At 37.3% G+C, this 20,306-nt stretch carries 17 protein-coding genes and 1 pseudogene; 17 read left to right on the top strand and 1 reads right to left on the bottom strand.

The genetic code is table 11. The annotated features are described in order from the left end of the window. Window positions 1-60 precede the first annotated feature (60 nt). From J2S77_RS02650 to J2S77_RS02615, 8 genes and pseudogenes are all read left to right on the top strand, one after another. Complete coding sequence (locus J2S77_RS02650; protein WP_306974397.1) at window positions 61-645, top strand: hypothetical protein; 585 nt, start codon at window positions 61-63, stop codon at window positions 643-645. Between the two features lie 52 nt (window positions 646-697). Beyond that, window positions 698-2,590 (top strand): 1-deoxy-D-xylulose-5-phosphate synthase, encoded by a 1,893-nt coding sequence (gene dxs, locus J2S77_RS02645; protein ID WP_306974394.1) that lies wholly within the window; start codon window positions 698-700, stop codon window positions 2,588-2,590. A 5-nt stretch (window positions 2,591-2,595) separates the two neighbouring features. Then, window positions 2,596-3,417 (top strand): TlyA family RNA methyltransferase, encoded by an 822-nt coding sequence (locus J2S77_RS02640; RefSeq protein ID WP_306974925.1) that lies wholly within the window; start codon window positions 2,596-2,598, stop codon window positions 3,415-3,417. A 23-nt stretch (window positions 3,418-3,440) separates the two neighbouring features. Continuing rightward, window positions 3,441-3,890, top strand: coding sequence for a transcriptional regulator AhrC/ArgR (gene ahrC / locus J2S77_RS02635; RefSeq protein WP_167262497.1), 450 nt, complete (start codon window positions 3,441-3,443; stop codon window positions 3,888-3,890). Between the two features lie 17 nt (window positions 3,891-3,907). After that, window positions 3,908-5,629, top strand: a complete 1,722-nt coding sequence (gene recN / locus J2S77_RS02630; RefSeq protein WP_306974392.1) for a DNA repair protein RecN — start codon at window positions 3,908-3,910, stop codon at window positions 5,627-5,629. Between the two features lie 258 nt (window positions 5,630-5,887). Next, a pseudogene (gene spoIVB / locus J2S77_RS02625) lies at window positions 5,888-6,862 on the top strand (SpoIVB peptidase); the annotation flags it as partial. 209 nt (window positions 6,863-7,071) lie between these two features. Next, window positions 7,072-7,851 (top strand): sporulation transcription factor Spo0A, encoded by a 780-nt coding sequence (gene spo0A / locus J2S77_RS02620; RefSeq protein WP_306974388.1) that lies wholly within the window; start codon window positions 7,072-7,074, stop codon window positions 7,849-7,851. 117 nt (window positions 7,852-7,968) lie between these two features. Further along, entirely contained in the window at window positions 7,969-9,321 is a 1,353-nt protein-coding gene (locus tag J2S77_RS02615) for an aspartate kinase (RefSeq protein WP_306974386.1), read from the top strand. A 43-nt stretch (window positions 9,322-9,364) separates the two neighbouring features. On the opposite strand, the gene J2S77_RS02610 is transcribed toward J2S77_RS02615, so the two are convergent. Next, a complete protein-coding gene (locus J2S77_RS02610) occupies window positions 9,365-9,583 on the bottom strand; it encodes a DUF2627 family protein (protein ID WP_306974384.1) in 219 nt (72 codons plus the stop codon). Between the two features lie 134 nt (window positions 9,584-9,717). On the opposite strand from J2S77_RS02610, the gene J2S77_RS02605 reads away from it, so the two are divergent. The 9 genes from J2S77_RS02605 (at window position 9,718) to J2S77_RS02565 (ending at window position 20,254) form a co-directional block, all read left to right on the top strand. Beyond that, on the top strand, window positions 9,718-11,772 hold the full coding sequence (locus J2S77_RS02605) for a sigma 54-interacting transcriptional regulator (protein WP_306974382.1): 2,055 nt from the start codon (window positions 9,718-9,720) through the stop codon (window positions 11,770-11,772). Window positions 11,773-11,807: 35 nt separating this feature from the next. Beyond that, complete coding sequence (yqiS, locus tag J2S77_RS02600) at window positions 11,808-12,707, top strand: phosphate butyryltransferase (protein ID WP_306974381.1); 900 nt, start codon at window positions 11,808-11,810, stop codon at window positions 12,705-12,707. A gap of 18 nt (window positions 12,708-12,725) precedes the next feature. Beyond that, window positions 12,726-13,823: a Leu/Phe/Val dehydrogenase gene (locus J2S77_RS02595; RefSeq protein WP_306974380.1), complete on the top strand. Its 1,098-nt coding sequence runs from the start codon at window positions 12,726-12,728 to the stop codon at window positions 13,821-13,823. A 19-nt stretch (window positions 13,824-13,842) separates the two neighbouring features. Then, on the top strand, window positions 13,843-14,913 hold the full coding sequence (gene buk, locus J2S77_RS02590; RefSeq protein WP_306974378.1) for a butyrate kinase: 1,071 nt from the start codon (window positions 13,843-13,845) through the stop codon (window positions 14,911-14,913). Between the two features lie 27 nt (window positions 14,914-14,940). Beyond that, a complete protein-coding gene (gene lpdA / locus J2S77_RS02585; RefSeq protein ID WP_306974376.1) occupies window positions 14,941-16,362 on the top strand; it encodes a dihydrolipoyl dehydrogenase in 1,422 nt (473 codons plus the stop codon). A gap of 18 nt (window positions 16,363-16,380) precedes the next feature. Next, window positions 16,381-17,391, top strand: coding sequence for a thiamine pyrophosphate-dependent dehydrogenase E1 component subunit alpha (locus J2S77_RS02580; protein WP_306974374.1), 1,011 nt, complete (start codon window positions 16,381-16,383; stop codon window positions 17,389-17,391). Between the two features lie 2 nt (window positions 17,392-17,393). Further along, a complete protein-coding gene (locus J2S77_RS02575) occupies window positions 17,394-18,377 on the top strand; it encodes an alpha-ketoacid dehydrogenase subunit beta (RefSeq protein WP_306974373.1) in 984 nt (327 codons plus the stop codon). Window positions 18,378-18,410: 33 nt separating this feature from the next. Beyond that, complete coding sequence (locus tag J2S77_RS02570; RefSeq protein WP_306974371.1) at window positions 18,411-19,682, top strand: dihydrolipoamide acetyltransferase family protein; 1,272 nt, start codon at window positions 18,411-18,413, stop codon at window positions 19,680-19,682. Window positions 19,683-19,822: 140 nt separating this feature from the next. Beyond that, entirely contained in the window at window positions 19,823-20,254 is a 432-nt protein-coding gene (locus tag J2S77_RS02565) for a BrxA/BrxB family bacilliredoxin (protein WP_306974369.1), read from the top strand. The last annotated feature ends 52 nt before the right edge of the window (window positions 20,255-20,306 follow it).

Genomic DNA, 20,306 nt, shown 5'->3' with positions numbered 1-20,306 from the left:
AATGACCATCCCTTTCGTTACATAATAGGGTTGGAATGCATAATAATACGAGGTCAAGAAATGCTCAAGATTATAAAAGAATCCATAAGGTTTAGTATAAGTATTGCCGTTATCACATTTGTGTTAGCGGCCATTTTTTCAATCGTTTCACAAGGTGTTCTAGGTGGCGTGAATTGGTTTATAGGTATGATCATTGTCTTAACAATCGTTTTGATTGGTGTACTATCAGATATGTTAGGAATAGCAGCCACTGCAGCGAGTGAAAAACCTTTCCATTCCATGGCTTCGGAAAAAGTTTATGGTGCTAAAAATGCTATTCGAATTGTTCGAAATGCTGATAAGTTTGCAACTTTTTGTAATGATGTCATTGGAGATATTGCTGGTGTCATAAGTGGTACCGCTTCAACACTTGTTGTGATTCAGTTAGCAACAGTTATTTCAGATGGTGACATAAGTACATATCAATTTGTGATTGGTATTATTTTTACAAGTTTAGTCGCAGCGCTAACTGTAGGTGGTAAAGCGTTAGGGAAATCATTAGCTGTAAGATTATCAACTGATTTAGTTTTATTTGCAGGTAAAGTTACAGCTATAATTGAAGACACACTAAGAATACGTTTGTTACCATCAAATAAAAAGCAATAATTTAATCATAACGATAGAAAATTTATTTCAACATAAAGGTGTGTGATCCAAAATGGATCTTCAAAGCATTGAACATCCTTCTCAAATTAAACATTTGTCTAGAGATGAATTGATTAAGCTTAGTGGAGATATTCGGTCATTTTTAATTAATAATTTGTCAGAAACAGGTGGTCACCTTGGCCCTAATTTAGGTGTTGTGGAGTTAACTTTGGCATTGCACCAAGAATTTGATAGCCCTAATGATAAGTTTTTGTGGGACGTAGGCCATCAAGCTTATGTTCATAAAATGTTAACCGGAAGAACTAATCAATTTTCAACTTTAAGACAATACCAAGGACTATGCGGTTTTCCAAAACGTAATGAAAGTGAACATGACATTTGGGAAACTGGCCATAGTTCCACTTCCTTATCTGCAGCCATGGGTATGGCTATTGCTCGTGATATTAAACAAGAAGACCATCACGTTGTACCTGTTATTGGGGATGGTGCATTAACTGGCGGTATGGCTTTAGAGGCACTTAATCATATCGGTCATGAACAGAAAAACATGATTGTCATTTTAAATGATAATGAAATGTCAATTGCACCTAATGTGGGTGCGATGCATAATATGTTAGCACGGTTAAGAAGTGGACAACGGTATAATTGGGTGAAGGATGAACTTGAATTTCTTCTTAAAAAGATCCCTACAGTAGGTGGACGAATTGCTAATACAGCTGAACGAATCAAAGACAGTATGAAATATTTAGTTGTACCAGGTATGTTTTTTGAAGAGTTAGGTTTTACTTATTACGGACCAGTTGATGGTCATAGTTATGATGATTTATTTAAGTCGATCGATTATGCTAAAAAAACCGAAGGCCCAATTATAATTCATGTTTTAACTACTAAAGGTAAAGGATATCACCCTGCGGAAAATGACACCGTTGGAACTTGGCATGGTGTTGGTCCTTATAAGATTGAATCAGGGGAATCAGTGAAAAAAGGTTCATCAGGCAAAGCATGGAGTAAAGTGATCAGTGACAGCTTAATGGATCTTGCCAAGACAGATGAGCGAATCGTAGCCATTACACCTGCGATGACTGTAGGATCAAAATTAGAAGACTTCCGTAAAGCCTTTCCTGATCGATTATTTGATGTAGGCATTGCTGAACAACATGCGACAACAGTATCGGCTGGTTTAGCGACACAAGGAATGAAACCAGTACTATCAATTTACTCGACGTTCTTACAACGTGGGTATGACCAAGTCATTCATGATGTTTGCCGCCAAAATTTAAATGTAATATTTGGTATTGACCGAGCTGGTTTAGTTGGAGCTGATGGGGAAACGCATCAAGGTGTTTTTGACATTTCGTTTTTACGAGATCTTCCAAACATGAAAATCATGATGCCAAAAGATGCAAAAGAAGGTCAAAACATGGTTTATACCGCTGTTCAAAATGACGATGGTCCAATGGCGTTACGTTATCCACGTGGGAATGCAAGTGATGAACCGAAATTAGGCGACTATGAAAGTATTCCTTTAGGTTCTTGGGAAGTCCTTAAAGATGGCGATGATTTAGTGATTTTAACATTTGGTACCATGATACCTCGAGCACTTGAAGCAGCTAATTCATTAGAAAAAGAAGGCATATCCGTTCGGGTGATAAATGCACGGTTTATTAAGCCATTAGATCATGACCTCATGCATCAATTAGCACAAGAAAAACTACCAATTTTAACTATTGAAGAACATGCACTTCAAGGTGGATTTGGTAGTGCTGTGTTAGAGTTTTTTGAAGTAGAAAAATTACCTTTTCCATATATCTCTAGAATGGGAATTCCTGATCGATTCATTGAACATGGAAGTGTTGATGATTTATTAGAAGAAGTTGGTTTGACAGTTGAAAAAATTGAACAAGAAGTAAAAGAAATTGTGCCGACCCAGAGGAAAAGAGCTTAAACATGATGAAAAAAGTAAGATTGGATACATTTTTAGTTGAGCAAGGCTTTTTCGATTCGAGAGAAAAAGCAAAACGTTCGATTATGGCTGGATTGGTTTATACTGACCATGAACTTTTAGACAAGCCTGGTGTTAAAATTGATCCGAATATTAATATTTATGTCAAAGGTAAAGCTGTCCCGTATGTGAGTCGGGGCGGCTTAAAGCTTGAGAAGGCAATTAAACAATTTGACTTAAATTTAAATAATCATCGAATAGTCGATATAGGTTCTTCTACCGGAGGGTTTACAGACTGCGCCCTTCAATATGGAGCTAAATTAAGCTATGCAATTGATGTTGGTTATAATCAATTAGCGTGGTCATTACGACAAGATGACCGAGTGGTTGTGATGGAGCGTATTAATTTTCGTTATGTTACAAAGGATGACTTTGAATTTGGCTTACCTACACTGGCTGTGACTGATGTTTCGTTTATTTCATTAAAATTAATATTCCCTGTTATTAAATCGATTGTAAAATCTCAGTCAGATATTGTTGCTTTAATTAAGCCTCAATTTGAAGCAGGTCGTGATGCTGTTGGAAAAAAAGGGATTGTACGAGATCCAGAAACACATTATGCGGTTCTAGAAGATGTGTTACAATTTATTTATGATGAAGGTTTCTCCTTAGTCAATTTAGATTACTCTCCAGTCACTGGAGGGGACGGAAATATTGAATTTTTATTGCATGCAAGATGGGATGAAAATAGTCAAACGTCTAATGTTCCAGATACTCAAATAAAAACAGTGATTGAAGCAGCACATCACGATTTCAACAACCGATCATAAGAAAAAAGTTGGTGACAAAGTCATTGAAGAAAACGCAACGTTTATTAAAAATCCGTGATTTAATTTACAAGCAGGATATAGAGACACAAGATGAATTAGTTCAGACATTTCATGATTTAGGGTATGATGTCACACAAGCAACGATTTCCCGGGATATCAAAGAGCTTCAATTAGTTAAAGTTCCAACACAGTCAGGCGGGTATAAGTATAGTTTACCTGGTGATACGAAAGTTAACCCTACTGAGAAGTTGCAACGTACTTTAATTGAAAGCTTTGTTTCGATTGACCGTGCGGATCATTTTATTATTTTAAAGACAGTTCCCGGAAATGCCCAAGCTGTAGGTGTTTTAATTGATCAATTAGATTGGGAAGATATTATGGGAAGTATTTGCGGGGATGATACGTGTTTAATTATTTGTAGAACGCCTGAACAAAGTCAAGCTGTGTATGATGCGTTTATGACTATGCTCTAGAATAAGAGGTGGCTTTTGTGTTAGCACAAATTACGATTAAAGATTTTGCCATTATAGATGAAGTTTCATTAACTTTTGATGATGGTTTGACGGTCTTAACAGGTGAAACAGGTGCAGGTAAATCAATTATTATTGATGCCATTCAATTATTAGCTGGTGCACGTGCTTCAGTTGAATATGTGCGCCATCAAGCTGAACAAGCATTAATCGAAGGGCTGTTCTTTATTGATAGTCGTTCAGACTCTGTTCAGAACTTACTGGAGCAATTTGATGTACCTGTCGATTATGATGAGGGCAGTGTTGTTGTTGAACGTCGAATAACAGCAAAAGGAAAAAGCATATGCAAAGTTAATGGAAAACTAATCACACTTGCTGTCTTAAAGGAAATCGGACGTCAACTCATTGACATTCATAGTCAACATGAAACGCAATCCCTTATGAATCCTGACAGTCATATTAATTTGCTGGATAACTTTGCTCCAAATCGATTACAACAGACAAAAGAGCATTATAAAGAGTTATATGATGAATTACAATCATTAAGACGAAAATACGATGAGTTATCTCATAATGAACAAGAAGTGGTTCAACGAATTGATTTGCTGACTTTTCAGTGGCAAGAGCTAAATGAAGCTAATCTTGAACCGAAAGAGGACGAGCAACTCGAAGAAGAACGACGTCAGTTAATGAATTATGAACGGATTTATGAAGGGTTAAATACGGCTTATGAGTCTCTAGCTGCTGAAAGTCATGCCTTAGATTATTTAGGTCATGCCATGACAGCTTTAGAGTCCTTAGAAGATGTTAATGACGAGTTTAAGCAATTATCACAACAACTCAAAACGAGTTATTATTCATTAGAAGAATTATCACATGACCTGCGTAATCGTGTGGATGATCTCGAATTTCAACCAGGTCGACTAGATGAAATTGAAACTCGGCTTTTTGAACTCAATCGGTTGAAACGTAAATATGGCCTTGAGCTTAATGAGCTTATGACTCGTATGGCTGAGATGGAAGAAGAATTAGAACAATTACAAAATAAAGATACCCATTTACAATCTTTGGAAAAAGAAATACATGAAGTTCAAAAAGACGCACTTACAGAAGCTGAGCATTTACATAAATTACGCCAAGAGATAGCAAATGACTTATCAAAGGCAATTCAATATGAGTTAAAAGATCTTTATCTAGAGAAGGCTCAGTTTGATGTTTCATTTTCGACTCAATCAGGACCAGTAGCTTGGCGTGATCAAAACATTAAATTAATGAAACAAGGTCTTGATCTTGTGCAATTTTTAATCACAACTAATCCTGGAGAACCTTTGAAACCTCTACATAAGGTTGCTTCAGGTGGGGAAATTTCCCGTATTATGTTAGCGATTAAAAGTATCCTTTCTCAACATCAAGGCATCACAAGTGTTATTTTTGATGAAGTTGATACAGGTGTTAGTGGTCGAGTCGCACAGGCTATTGCCCAAAAAATACATGGCGTATCGAGTCAATCACAAGTGCTTTGTATCACCCATCTGCCTCAAGTAGCATCTATGGCCGATCATCATTATTTAATTGAAAAAGATATTACCGAAAAAGGGTTTACGAATACTTCTGTACAAAAACTGGATCAACAAGAAACAATTGATGAAGTTGGTCGAATGATTTCAGGCGGTGAATTAACTGAAACAACGACTCAACATGCTGAAGAATTAATCAAACAAGCCGCTTCTTTAAAAAGCTAGACAGCCTTTGTCTAGCTTTTATTCATTTATAATCCAGTTTTGTTTAGGAAAAGTTAAACTATATTGACTTTACTTTTCCCGTTTAAAAAGTATTTAATCGGCTCAAATTAACATTAAAGCTTCAATTAAATTGAAATGAGGAGTGAGGAATCATTGAGCCGTTCACAAATTAGAATACACTTAATCCTCCTTATTTCATTTGTTCTTCCGCTTACGATCATCCATCCAGCATTCGCTCAATCATTACAGCCAGTCGAAGAAGTTGTACCTGGTGGACAATCATTAGGTATTAAATTGCATACGTCTGGTGTCGTTGTTGTAGGTTTTAACGAAATAAGCACAAATGATTCGAAGGAATCCCCAGCCGAAGAATCTGGTGTGGAAATAGGAGACATCATTCTACAACTAAATGGTCACAAAATCGATGATATGCAAACGTTTAAAACGTTTATGACGAAGTACCAAAATTCTGATTCTACAATTGAATTAAGAATTAAACGTAAGGAGCATATTTTCCCAGTTGAAATCGAACCTAAAAAAGATCAGGATAACTATAAATTAGGCCTGTATATTCGCGATGCGACAGCTGGTATTGGCACAATGACGTTTTACGATCCATTAACAATGCGATATGGTGCTTTAGGGCATGTGATCGCAGACCAACAAACGAAGAAGCCATTAGATATTTTTGATGGCCAGATCGTCCTTTCTGATGTCACATCCATCAATAAAGGAGAAAGTGGCTCTCCTGGTGAAAAGAAAGCGAAATTTTCTAAAACAGATGAGCCAATCGGTTCAATTCAGAAAAACTCTGATTATGGTGTTTATGGTAAACTGGCTCAGAATGACTTTACGAATAAGCAGGATATCGAGCCAATACCAGTTGCTCCAGCTAATGAAGTTAAAGAAGGTAAAGCGAAAATTAGAACAGTTGTTGAAGGGAAAAAAGTTGAAGAGTTTGATGTTGAAATTGTCAGTAGTGTCCCATCAAAGAATCCAGAAACAAAAGGTATGGTTGTTCAAGTTACAGATGAAGCGTTGCTTGAACAAACAGGAGGAATTGTTCAAGGAATGAGTGGTAGTCCAATTATTCAAAATGGAAAAATCGTTGGTGCCGTCACACATGTCTTCTTAAACGATCCTACAAGTGGTTATGGTGTACATCTTGAATGGATGTTAGAGGAAGCTGGACTAGAAATTAAACAATCAAGTGAAGAAAATAAAGCCAGTTAATGTTAAGCTCAATACGAGTACTCGTATTGAGCTTAATATATTAGAGTCTGATTTCTGTGTCGAATCAATCAATTAATTGTCGATTTTTGGATATAAAGTTATTAAATATGAAAAAATATAAAAAATTTTACCTTTTAAAAAGGAAAATACGGCTAACTGTCGAAAGTCTTATATGAGAGCGATACGGATAATTTTTAGGAGGGAATACGATGGAGACAATTAAAGTTGCAATCGCGGATGATAATCGCGAACTCGTACACATGCTTGAGGAGCATTTTAGAGAGGGAGCAGAAACAGAAGTAGTTGGAACCGCTTTTAATGGAAATGAGTGTCTTGATGTTATTAAGGAACAAGAACCTGATGTGCTTATTTTAGACATCATTATGCCGCATATGGATGGGTTGGCAGTTATGGAGCAATTACGATCTTTAGCACTTAACAAACCCCCAAAAGTTATTATGTTAACAGCATTTGGTCATGAGTCGGTAACGAAGAAAGCTGTGGAGTTAGGGGCTACATACTATATGCTGAAGCCATTTGACTTAGATATGTTAAAAGATCAAGTTGTTAATGTAGCTGGATCAAAACCTTACTCACCTTTAAAACAAGTGACAAGTGAGCCAAAGGCAAAACCAATCGATTTAGAATCTAATATTACATCAATTATTCATGAAGTTGGTGTCCCAGCTCATATTAAAGGTTACCTATACCTACGAGAAGCTATTGGTATGGTTTATCATGATATTGAATTACTTGGATCCATCACGAAAGTACTTTATCCAGATATTGCAAAGAAATATAATACAACAGCATCTCGAGTAGAAAGAGCGATTCGTCATGCTATTGAAGTTGCTTGGAATCGAGGCAATATTGATTCGCTTTCCGCTATTTTTGGCTACACGGTAAGTATGTCTAAAGCAAAACCTACTAACTCAGAATTTATCGCAATGATTGCTGATAAATTACGATTAGAGCATAAAGTGGGATAAAGGGGTTTATATACAAGGGTGTTGGCTATTGATTGGCTAACACCCTTTTCTTTTGTGACGGATATGTTAAAATAATCACTGTTCGTTATAAAACAATTCAAAATAGTGGTGATTATAGTGAAAGTAGCAAAGTTTGGTGGAAGTTCAGTAGCGGATCATGCAATGCTTGAACAAGTCGCTTCAATTATTGAATCAGATCCCGACAGAAAATTTATCGTCGTATCCGCACCTGGTAAACGTTATGATGAAGATGAAAAAGTGACAGACCTGTTCATTCAACTTGGAGAACAATTTAACAGTGGTCAAGATTATGAAGTAACATTATTCAAAATCTCCCAACGTTTTCAGGCCATTACCGATCAATTAGGTTTATCAGATGATATAGTTGCGCGAATTGAAAATGAATCACGTCGTTTATTACGCGAAACAACGAACACAACGCATTTAACAGATGGTTTAAAAGCGATGGGTGAAGATTCTTTAGCTCGTATACTGAGTGCTTATCTTAATAAACGTGGCACACAAGCAACTTATGTCAATCCAAAAGACGCAGGAATCATCGTTAATCCTGAGCCAGGAGGCGCACAGATTTTAGAAAAAAGTTATGATGAAATCCATAAATTAACTGAACGTGATGGCGTTGTTGTGATTCCTGGATTCTTTGGGTATACAGAAACGGGTGTTTTAACCACATTCCCACGCGGTGGATCAGATATTACAGGTTCAATCGTTGCTGCAGGAGTACAAGCAGATTTATATGAAAATTTCACAGATGTAAGTTCAGTTTATTGTGTGAATCCTAAAATTGTTAATCAACCACAAGAAATTCATACACTAACTTATAAAGAAATGCGTGAATTGTCATACGCAGGCTTTACAGTTTTTCATGATGAAGCATTAATTCCAGCTTTCCAGAAAAATATACCGGTCTGTATTAAGAGCACGCATGATCCTGATGCTGAAGGAACAATGATTGTAGCAAGTAAAGAAGACCTTAGCCAGCAAGTCGTTGGTATTGCAAGTGATGAAGGATTTTCTTCTATATATGTACGGAAATACTTAATGAACCGTGAAATTGGCTTTGGCCAGCGCTTATTAGGGATCCTGGCAGATATGGATATATCTTTTGAGCATGCACCTTCTGGAATTGATGATATGTCGGTCATAATAAGACGTGATCATATTAAAGGTGACAAGGAAGAACGATTAAAAAACCGAATTAAAAATGAACTTAATGCTGATACAGTTGATGTCATTCATGGTTTAGCGATGATTATGTTAGTCGGTGAAGGTATGAGTGAACGATTGCATGTGGCTTCTAAAGCAACGAAAGCGTTTGCTGATGCAGATGTGAGAATTAATATGATTAACCAAGGGTCGTCTGAAGTGTCGATGATGTTCGGTATTGATGAAAACAAAGTAGACCAAGCTGTTCGATCATTATATCGTGAATTTTTCTTAGAATCTTAGCTTAAATAAAAAAAAGGGGCTCGAAATTTTCGAGCCCCTTTTTTTATGATCGCTTACCTCGTTTTTTATCTCGGTATACAATAAAGCCACCAATAAAGCCGAGTCCTCCAATAAACAATATCAAACCGCCAATAAATTGTAGAAAAACATTATTGAAAAATATTGCAGCAACTTGCCCGAAAAAAGCATCTCGCATTAAAATCATACCGTAAGCTGCAATAACTCCTGGAATAATGATTATAAATAAGGCAATTGAACGCATTGTAGTCTCCCCTTCATTCACTTCTAGTAGTATATCAAAATTTATCCATAAAAAAAATGAAAAATACTTGCATATTTAAAGCGCTTTCAATATGATGGAAGTGTGCAAAAAATTGCAAATGTAGGTGTCGTAGTATGCAAAATGTGTTAATAGTCGGTGCTGGTCAAGGCGGAACGGCACTTATTCGTTTATTTGAACAAATAGATATGATCAATGTGCAAGCTGTTGCAGATATTGATACAAAAGCTTCTGGGATTTTATTAGCAGAACAAAAGGAAATTAAAACTTTTCAATCTTATTTGGATGCATTAACCGAACCGATTGATATCATTGTAGAAACAACTGGGAAAGAGGATGTGTTTGAAGACCTCAAACAACATAAGCCGAAACAATCAGTGCTTATTCCAGGAACGGTTGCTCATATTATTTATAACTTATTAAATGAGCGTGAAGAATTATTTAATGAATTGAAAAATGAAACTGATTCTCGCAATTTGTTACTTGATTCAATTCATGATGGAATGATTGTAATTGGATTAGACCAAACAGTAACCTATGTAAATGAAGCTGCTGAGAATGTTTTGAATTTAAATAAAGAAGATATGTTGGAAAAAACGATACAAACGATTATTCCGGATTCTCATTTACCGAAAGTAATGAAAACGAAACAAAAAGAATTAAATCAATCTCTTCGCTTACATAATGGTAAACAAATTATTACAACACGAATTCCATTGATTACGAATAGTGGCGAACTCCTTGGTGCTTTTGCCGTATTTAAGGATATTACTGAAGTTGTAGAATTAGCTGAAGAAATTACAGATTTAAAAAACATTCAAAACATGTTAGAAGCGATTATTCAATCCAGTGAAGAAGCTATATCTGTAGTGGATGAAAATGGTGTTGGTATACTGATTAATCCTGCTTATACTAACATAACCGGATTAAAAGAAAATGAGGTCATAGGTAAGCCTGCGACAACAGATATCTCAGAAGGCGAAAGCATGCATATGCAGGTTCTAAAAACACGTCGACCTGTTCGCGGGGCTAGAATGAAAGTTGGCCCATCCAAACGAGATGTCTTAGTGAATGCCGCTCCTATTTTAGTGGACGGTGTTTTGAAAGGTAGTGTGGCGATTATCCATGACTTATCAGAGATAGAGTCGCTTACCTCGGAATTGAAAAAAGCAAGACAAATTATCCGTAATCTAGAGGCAAAATATACATTTGATGATATAATTGCTCACTCAACTGAGATGGCATTGACCTTAGAACAAGCAAAAGTAGGTGCGAAGAATCCAGTAACTATTTTATTACGTGGGGAATCAGGTACGGGTAAGGAATTAATGGCGCATGCGATTCATAATGAAAGTAATCGCAAACATTATAAATTTATCCGTGTGAATTGTGCTGCAATGGACGAGGACTCGCTAGAAAAATCTTTATTCGGTAATGCGTATGGACCTCCTGAACAACAGAGGGGATTGATCGAAGAGGCGCATAATGGCTCGTTGTTCTTAGACGAAATAGGAGATTTGTCGCTTCATCTACAGGCTCGGATTTTATATGTCTTAGAAAATCAACAGGTGGTTCGTGTTAATAGTCAAGATCCATTACCAGTAGATGTTCGAATTATTGCAGCGACAAATGTCAATTTGGAACGGGCGATGATGGAAAAAGAATTCAGAGAAGATCTGTTTTATCGTTTAAATCGATTACCAATCATGATTGCTCCGCTAAGAGAAAGGAAAGAGGACCTAAAACCTCTTATTGACCATTTTATTATTAAACTCAATGCAGAGTATGGTCGTTATGTTGATTCAATAAAACCCGAAGCTTTGGAAAAATTGAGCTCGTATGACTTTCCTGGAAATGTTCGTGAATTAGAGAACATCATAGGTAGAGCGATCATTAGTATGGGACCAACTGAAACAAATATTGTTGAACGTCATTTACCACAATTGCGAAAACAAACATTTCATGAATTAGATCTTTTTCAGGAACCTGATTATCAAGAAAGCATTTCATTACAAGATGCATTAGATGAATTTGAAAAACAAATGATTTTAGAAACATTAGAAAAGAATAATTATATTAAATCGAAAACAGCCAAACAATTAAATATTTCGATTCGTAACCTTTATTACAAGATGGAAAAACATAATTTAGGCAAACATGTTCAAGGCTGAATATCGAAATAGGACAACATGAAGGTGATTAAAATATGAACTTAGATCAACTTGTTGATGACTTATGTCAAATGCAAGAGAAGAAAACAGTAGCTGTTGCTGAGGCAACTAATATTGAAACGTTAAAAGCAATTAAGGAAGGTGTTGAACAAGATTTAGCGAAGTTTAAATTGTTTGGTGATATGGGAAAAATCCAAGAAGCTGCAGAGATGATTGATTTAGATCTTCAACAGGAAAGAATCACCTTACACCACGCAACCTCTGTTGAAAATGCAGTAGAAAAAGCGGTGATGTCAGTCTCTGAGGAGCGATCGGATGTGCTGATGAAAGGGGATGTTGCAACTAAAATTGTACTAAAAGCAGTGTTAAATAAAAACTCAGGATTACGTAATGGGCGGGTTCTTTCTCATGTTGCATTATTTGAGATGCCTGAACGTCAACGGATGTTATTTTTAACAGATGCAGGTATGAATATTGCACCTGATCTAGAAGAAAAAGCACAAATTATACAAAATGCTGCTGATGTAGCGAATCGAATTGGATTTACTAATCCTAAAGTTGCGCCAATTGCAGCTGTAGAAATAGTTAACCCACAAATGCAGGCTTCAGTAGATGCAGCTGTTTTATCTCAAATGCAAAAACGAGGCCAGATAACAGGTTGTACAGTTGATGGTCCGTTAGGTTTTGATAATGCCATCTCACCTGAAGCTAAAGAAGAGAAGCGAATCGAGTCTGAGGTCGCTGGTCAAGCAGATATTCTCGTATGTCCTTATATTGAAGTGGGGAATACGTTATATAAATCATTCACTTATTTTGCTAATGCTAAGGTTGCTGGTATTATAAGTGGAGCTAAAGCTCCAATTGTTTTGACTTCACGGGCAGATACAGCAGATAGTAAAATTTACTCGTTAGCCTTTGCGTTAACGTCATCTTAATTTTTAGGAGGATTAATCATGGAATTATTTACTTACATGGAAGAATACGATTATGAACAGGTGATCTTTTGCCAAGATAAAAATTCAGGACTTAAAGCAATTATAGCTTTACATGACACAACTTTAGGACCTGCATTAGGTGGAACAAGAATGTGGACTTATGATTCAGAAGAAGAAGCAGTCATTGACGCACTACGTCTAGCTAAAGGTATGACATATAAAAATGCTGCTGCAGGCTTAAATCTTGGTGGTGGCAAAACTGTTATTATCGGCGACCCTAAAGTAGACAAAAATTCTGAGATGTTCCGTGCATTTGGACGTTATATCCAAGGATTAAATGGTCGTTATATTACTGCAGAAGATGTAGGTACAACAGAACATGATATGGATCATATTTACATGGAAACCGATTATGTAACAGGCATTTCACCAGAGTTCGGTTCTTCAGGTAATCCATCACCAGCAACAGCATACGGTATGTATCGTGGTATGAAAGCGGCAGCGAAGGAAGCTTTTGGAACAGATTCATTAGAAGGTAAGACAATAGCTGTTCAAGGTGTTGGAAATGTTGCTTATCATATGTGCAAGCATTTGCATGAAGAAGGTGCTAAGTTAATTGTCACGGATATTAACCAAGAATCTATTGATCGTGCCGTAAATGATTTTGGTGCTCAGGCAGTAGCTCCAGATGATATTTACTCAGTTGACTGTGATATTTATGCTCCATGTGCTTTAGGTGCAACCATTAATGATGATACAATTCCTCAATTGAAGGCGAAAGCTATTGCTGGTTCAGCCAATAATCAATTAGCAGAAGAGCGTCATGGTGACAAGCTTCATGAATTAGGCATTGTTTATGCGCCAGACTATGTGATTAACTCTGGTGGCGTTATTAATGTAGCAGATGAGTTAAACGGATATAATCAGGAACGTGCTTATAAGCAAATTGAAACAATTTATGATAGTTTAACGAAAATTTTCGAGATTTCAAAACGCGATAACATTTCAACGCATGCAGCGGCAGACCGTATGGCAGAGGAACGTATTGAAAGTGTTCGAAAGTCTCGTAGTACATTCCTACAAAATGAACATAACATTATTTCACGTCGTCAATAAAATAGGAGGAAGTTGAACGATGCAAAATCGAATATTAGTCATAAATCCAGGTTCGACTTCAACTAAGATTGCTGTATTTGAACAAGACTACCAGCTATTTGAAAAGTCAATTCGGCATCAAACTGATGAACTTAATGCATTTGATTCAGTATCAGATCAATATTTATTTCGTAAAAATGTTATCTTAAATGTATTGGATTATGAAGGGTTTAATATATCTAAATTAGACGCTGTGTGTGGTCGTGGTGGTTTATTAAAGCCAATTGAAGGCGGGACGTATTTAGTAGATCAGAACATGATCGATGATTTGAAAAAAGCTGAAAATGGTGAACATGCATCTAATTTAGGAGCTATGCTAGCATTTGAGATTGCGAATAATGTCAATATTCCAGCGTATATTGTTGATCCAGTTGTGGTGGATGAATTATCTGATATAGCGAGATATTCTGGTGTTCCTGAAATTCCTCGCAAAAGTATTTTTCATGCCCTTAATCAAAAAGCTGTCGCTAGAAAAGCTGCCCATGAAATCAACCAATCATATGAAGACGTGAATCTTATCGTATGTCATATGGGCGGTGGAATCACAGTCGGTGCACACCATAAAGGAAAAGTCATAGATGTTAATAATGGGTTGAATGGAGAAGGCCCTTTCTCACCAGAACGTGCTGGAACTTTACCAGCAGGTCAACTCATTGACTTGTGTTTTTCTAATCAGTATACTCATCAGTCGCTACATAAATTGCTGGTGGGTCATGGAGGTTTAGTTGCTCATTTAGGAACGAATGATGCAAGACAAGTAGAAGAATCAATAGACAATGGTGATGAGAAGGTTAAAGAAGTATATGAAGCTATGGCCTATCAGATCGCTAAGGAAATAGGTCGGATTAGTCCTGTTCTTAAAGGTGATATAAACGCTATTGTACTAACAGGTGGGCTGGCTCATAGCGACCTACTTGTCAATTGGATTACAGAACAAGTCAGTTGGATTGCAGATGTTCGTGTGTACCCAGGTGAGAATGAACTTACAGCTCTTGCTGAAGGGGCACAACGCGTTTTAGATGGTGATGAAGAAGCCAAAATATATCAGTAAACTGTCTTTGAAGGGAGAGGTTAGGCTATGGCTAAAGAATATGATCTCGTCATTTTAGGTGGCGGAACAGGCGGTTATGTTGCAGCCATTAGAGCAAGTCAGCTCGGCTTAAGTGTTGCAATTGTAGAAAAGGGCGAATTAGGCGGAACCTGTTTACATAGAGGCTGTATTCCGTCAAAAGCTTTGTTAAGAAGTGCAGAAGTCTATCAACAAACCAAACAGGCTGACACTTACGGTGTAGAAACTGAAAATACATCTTTGAATTTCATTAAAGTTCAAGAACGTAAACAGCAAATTGTTGATCAATTACATCAAGGTGTCAAAGGTTTAATGAAAAAAGGAAAAGTTGATGTGATTGAAGGTCACGGTCGTATTTTAGGCCCAAGTATCTTTTCTCCAACAGCTGGTACAATCTCGGTTGAGATGAATAATGGAGAGGAAAATGATATGATCATTCCGAAAAATGTCATTGTGGCAACAGGTTCTAAACCTAAGACTTTACCGGGATTAGAAGTTGACGGTGAATCGATCATGACATCTGATGAAGCTTTACAAATGGAGTCATTACCAGAATCAATGATCATTGTCGGTGGTGGTGTGATTGGTATCGAATGGGCTTCGATGTTGGCTGATTTTGGTGTGAATGTGAAAGTCATTGAATATCTGGATCAGATTTTACCAACTGAAGACCAAGATGTCGTTACAGAAGCAGAGAAGGCCTTAAAGCAAAAGGGTATTGAAATTATTACTGGAGCTAAAGTGAAGCCAGAAACGTTAGAAAAACAAGATGGTGTTTCTATAAAAGCTGATATAAATGGTGAGGAACAAAGCTTTGAGGCTGATCGCTTACTGGTATCAGTTGGTCGAGCACCTATTGTCGATAATATCGGATTAGAAAATACAGATATTCAGGTTGATAATGGCGCAATCAAAGTCAATAAATTTGGACAAACGAAAGAATCCCATATTTATGCGATTGGTGATGTCATTGGTGGTATGCAACTAGCACATGTGGCATCACATGAAGGGATTTTAGCGGTCGAACATATGGCTAATGAAAATCCAGAGCCAATCAATTATAATCAAGTGGCTTCTTGTATTTATTCGCATCCTGAAATGGCTAGTGTCGGGTTAACAGAACAAGCTGCGAAAAATCAAGGTTATGAGATTAAAGTAGGCAAGTTTCCATTTCAAGCCGTTGGGAAATCATTGGTTCATGGTGAAAAAGAAGGATTTACGAAGATTATCACGAATGCAAAAAATGATGATCTTCTTGGTGTGCATATGATTGGCCCACATGTAACAGATATGATTTCGGAAGCTGGTCTTGCGATGGTATTAGATGCTACGGCTTGGGAGATCGGTGAAACGATTCACCCTCACCCTACTTTATCAGAAGTAATCGGTGAAGCGGCTTTAGCTGTTGATGGGAAACAAATTCATGGTTAATAATAAGGAGGTTGTTCTATGAGTCAAGTTGAGAATCGTCATAGTGATATGGGCTTATCTGACGAACAAGTGCTTGAAATGTATCGTACGATGCTGTTAGCACGAAAAATTGATGAACGAATGTGGTTATTAAACCGTGCAGGTAAAATACCATTCGTGATTTCATGTCAAGGACAAGAGGCTGCACAAATCGGGGCAAGCTATGCATTGAATTTGGACAAAGATTATGTAGCTCCGTATTACCGTGACTTAGGTGTAGTATTGGCGTTTGGAATGACGACACGTGAGGTTTTCTTAGCTGCTTTTGCTAAAGCAGACGACCCGAACTCAGGTGGCCGTCAAATGCCAGGACACTTTGGTCAGAAGAAAAATCGTATTTTAACAGGTTCGTCACCTGTTACTACACAATTGCCGCATGCAGTAGGTGTAGCCTTAGCAGCTAAAATGGACGGAGAAAACATTGCTTCTCTAGTAACATTGGGTGAGGGCTCTTCAAACCAAGGGGATTTCCATGAAGGCCTAAACTTTGCTGGTGTCCATAAACTACCTGTCATTACGATGGTTGAAAATAATAAATATGCCATTTCTGTTCCGCTTGAACGTCAGATTTCAAGTGAATCCGTAGCTGACCGCGGTGTAGCTTATGGTATGCCAGGGTATCAAGTTGATGGAAATGACCCATTAGAAGTTTATCGTGTTGTTAAAGATGCTCATGATCGTGCTTTAAATGGAGAAGGACCAACGCTAATTGAAGCAATGACTGAACGTCTGACTGCTCACTCGAGTGATGATAATGATAAAGCTTATCGTACTGAAGAAGAATTGGAAGAAATGAAACAAAAAGACAGTTTAATTTCGTTTTCTCAATATTTACGTGATGTTGGCGTTCTAACAGAAGAAAAAGAACAGGCATTAAATAAAGAGATTGATGATGAAATTAATGAAGCAACAGAAGCAGCTGAAAATGCTCCTTATGCTGAACCTGAAGATGCATTGAAGTATGTTTACGCAGAAAAAGGAGGGGAATAGTCATGGCAGTTATGTCTTATATCCAAGCAGTGACTAGTGCTTTAAAAGATGAAATGGAACGTGATGACTCCGTATTTGTACTTGGTGAAGACGTCGGTAAAAAAGGTGGCGTTTTCAAAGCAACAGAGGGACTATATGATCAATTTGGTGAATCGCGTGTGATGGACACACCTTTAACGGAGTCCGCCATTGCTGGTGTAGGTATTGGTGCGGCGATGTATGGTAAACGTCCTGTTGCAGAAATGCAATTCGCTGATTTTATTATGCCAGCCGTTAACCAAATCATTTCAGAAGCATCTCGTATACGTTATCGTTCAAACAATGATTGGAATTGCCCAATGGTGATTCGTGCTCCTTATGGTGGAGGTGTACACGGTGCTTTATATCATTCACAATCTGTTGAAGCTGTGTTTGCCAATCAACCAGGTCTTAAAATTGTCATGCCTTCTACACCACATGATGTTAAAGGATTACTTAAAGCAGCTATTCGAGATGATGACCCTGTCTTATTCTTTGAACATAAACGCGCTTATCGTTTGATCAAAGGTGAAGTTCCAGAAGATGATTATGAATTACCGATCGGAAAAGCTGATGTAAAAAAAGAAGGCGATGATATTACAGTCATCACCTATGGCTTAGGTGTTCATTTTGCATTAGAAGCTGCTGAAAAACTAGAAGAAGACGGTATTTCTTCACACATATTAGATTTACGTACAGTTTACCCATTAGATCAAGAATCTATTATTGAGGCAGCGAAAAAGACAGGTAAGGTATTATTGGTTACTGAAGACAATAAAGAAGGCAGTATTATGAGTGAAGTATCAGCAATCATTTCAGAAAACTGTCTATTTGATTTAGATTCACCTGTTCAACGATTAGCAGGACCAGATGTTCCGTCGATGCCTTATGCACCGACAATGGAGAAGTATTTCATGCTTAATCCAGATAAATTAGAAAATGCTATGCGTGAACTGGCTGAATTTTAAGTTGAGTCCGCAAAATAGAGGAGGTAGTCATTCATGTCCGTCGAAAAGGTAGAGATGCCTCAGTTAGGCGAAAGTGTAACAGAAGGAACGATTAGTTCTTGGTTAGTGAGTGCTGGCGATCACGTCAATAAATATGATCCTATTGCTGAAGTCATGACTGATAAAGTAAACGCAGAAGTGCCTTCATCTTTTACAGGTAAAATCACTGAACTTGTTGCAAGTGAAGGCGACACCATTGAAGTTGGTGGATTGATTGCTTATATAGAAGTGGAAGGTGCGGGATCACAATCATCTTCAAGTTCTAAAGATGATTCCGAGTCAGAACAAGAAGAAATGCAGACAGAATCGTCACAATCTGATCAATCTATGAAGAAACGATATTCACCAGCCGTACTTAAAATGGCTCAAGAACATGACATTGATCTAAATCAAGTGTCAGGTTCAGGTAAAGGTGGCCGCATTACGCGTAAAGATATTGAAGCTATTGTTGAATCAGGTGAAATGCCTCAGACTAAACAAGAGCCAGCACCAACGACAAGCGATGCAGACCAACCAGTCTCAAAACCAAGCCAGCCAAGTAAAGAACCTGCACCAAGTGCTCAAACTGGAGATGTCGAAGTTCCCGTCTCAGGTGTTCGTAAAGCGATTGCTCAAAATATGGTTAAATCAACAACTGAGATTCCACATGCTTGGATGATGGTTGAAGTCGACGTGACCAATCTAGTTCAATTACGTGAGCAGAAGAAATCAGAGTTTAAACAGAAAGAAGGCTATTCTTTAACGTATTTTGCCTTCTTTGTTAAGGCTGTTGCCCAGGCATTAAAAGAATTCCCAGAGCTTAACAGTATGTGGGCAGACGATAAAATTATTCAGAAAAAAGATATTAATTTATCGATTGCAGTAGCTAGTGATAATCAATTATTTGTCCCTGTTATTAAGAATGCTGATGATAAAAGTGTGAAAGGCATTGCAAAAGATATTGTAGAATTAGCAGTGAAAGCACGTGATGGTAAATTAACGAATGAAGATATGTCAGGTGGTACATTTACAGTTAATAATACAGGCTCATTTGGTTCCGTGCAGTCAATGGGCGTCATTAATCACCCACAAGCAGCTATTTTACAAGTAGAATCAATTGTTAAGCGACCTGTTTACATGGATGGCATGTTCGGTGCACGTGATATGGTTAATTTATGCTTATCACTGGATCACAGAGTATTAGATGGTCTGATCTGTGGTCAGTTCTTACAACGTGTGAAAGAAATACTCGAAAATATGACAGAAGAGAATACATCTATTTATTAATTATTGCTATTTAAACACATCTTAAGATAAGATGTGTTTCTTTTTTGTAGATTAAAAATTTTGAAGTTAAACAATTTGAAACGACTTCCATTTGTTGATACTATATAGTTAGAGTTTTAAAGATAGGGGAGGCGTATATTATGGATTTTAATTTATATATGCAAGATTTCGTCGATCAAGCACGTTCAGAAATTGCTGACGCGGGTTATGAAGAATTGAAAACACCTGAGGACGTTGATCAGGCATTATCACGTGAAGGAACAACATTAGTTGCTGTTAACTCAATTTGTGGTTGTGCTGGTGGTGTTGCCCGCCCAGCTGCATCAAGTGCTATTCATTATGATTATAGACCTGATCATCTTGTGACAGTTTTTGCTGGACAAGATCGTGATGCAACAGAGAAAGCAAGAAGTTATTTTGAAGGCTATGCTCCTTCTTCACCATCATTCGCGTTAATGAAAGATGGTAAAATTGTAACAATGGTTGAACGTCATGAAATTGAAAGCTCAACACCAATGGAAGTCGTTCAGCAGTTACAAACGATCTTTGATCAACATTGTGAAGAATACTAATAACAATAAGAAGGTGGTTAATAGCCACCTTTTTATTTTTGCTTTATAATCT

Origin of the sequence: Alkalibacillus salilacus (genome assembly GCF_030812915.1) — a bacterium.
GTDB lineage: Bacteria > Bacillota > Bacilli > Bacillales > Alkalibacillaceae > Alkalibacillus > Alkalibacillus salilacus.
This window is presented reverse-complemented; position numbering and strand designations above follow the sequence as displayed.

Coding starts and splice junctions, on each gene's coding strand:
- J2S77_RS02650 (WP_306974397.1), top strand. CDS start 61: ATGCTCAAGATTATAAAAGAATCCATAAGGTTTAGTATAAGTATTGCC.
- dxs (WP_306974394.1), top strand. CDS start 698: ATGGATCTTCAAAGCATTGAACATCCTTCTCAAATTAAACATTTGTCT.
- J2S77_RS02640 (WP_306974925.1), top strand. CDS start 2,596: ATGAAAAAAGTAAGATTGGATACATTTTTAGTTGAGCAAGGCTTTTTC.
- spo0A (WP_306974388.1), top strand. CDS start 7,072: ATGGAGACAATTAAAGTTGCAATCGCGGATGATAATCGCGAACTCGTA.
- J2S77_RS02610 (WP_306974384.1), bottom strand. CDS start 9,583: ATGCGTTCAATTGCCTTATTTATAATCATTATTCCAGGAGTTATTGCA.
- J2S77_RS02605 (WP_306974382.1), top strand. CDS start 9,718: ATGCAAAATGTGTTAATAGTCGGTGCTGGTCAAGGCGGAACGGCACTT.
- yqiS (WP_306974381.1), top strand. CDS start 11,808: ATGAACTTAGATCAACTTGTTGATGACTTATGTCAAATGCAAGAGAAG.
- J2S77_RS02595 (WP_306974380.1), top strand. CDS start 12,726: ATGGAATTATTTACTTACATGGAAGAATACGATTATGAACAGGTGATC.
- buk (WP_306974378.1), top strand. CDS start 13,843: ATGCAAAATCGAATATTAGTCATAAATCCAGGTTCGACTTCAACTAAG.
- lpdA (WP_306974376.1), top strand. CDS start 14,941: ATGGCTAAAGAATATGATCTCGTCATTTTAGGTGGCGGAACAGGCGGT.
- J2S77_RS02580 (WP_306974374.1), top strand. CDS start 16,381: ATGAGTCAAGTTGAGAATCGTCATAGTGATATGGGCTTATCTGACGAA.
- J2S77_RS02575 (WP_306974373.1), top strand. CDS start 17,394: ATGGCAGTTATGTCTTATATCCAAGCAGTGACTAGTGCTTTAAAAGAT.
- J2S77_RS02570 (WP_306974371.1), top strand. CDS start 18,411: ATGTCCGTCGAAAAGGTAGAGATGCCTCAGTTAGGCGAAAGTGTAACA.
- J2S77_RS02565 (WP_306974369.1), top strand. CDS start 19,823: ATGGATTTTAATTTATATATGCAAGATTTCGTCGATCAAGCACGTTCA.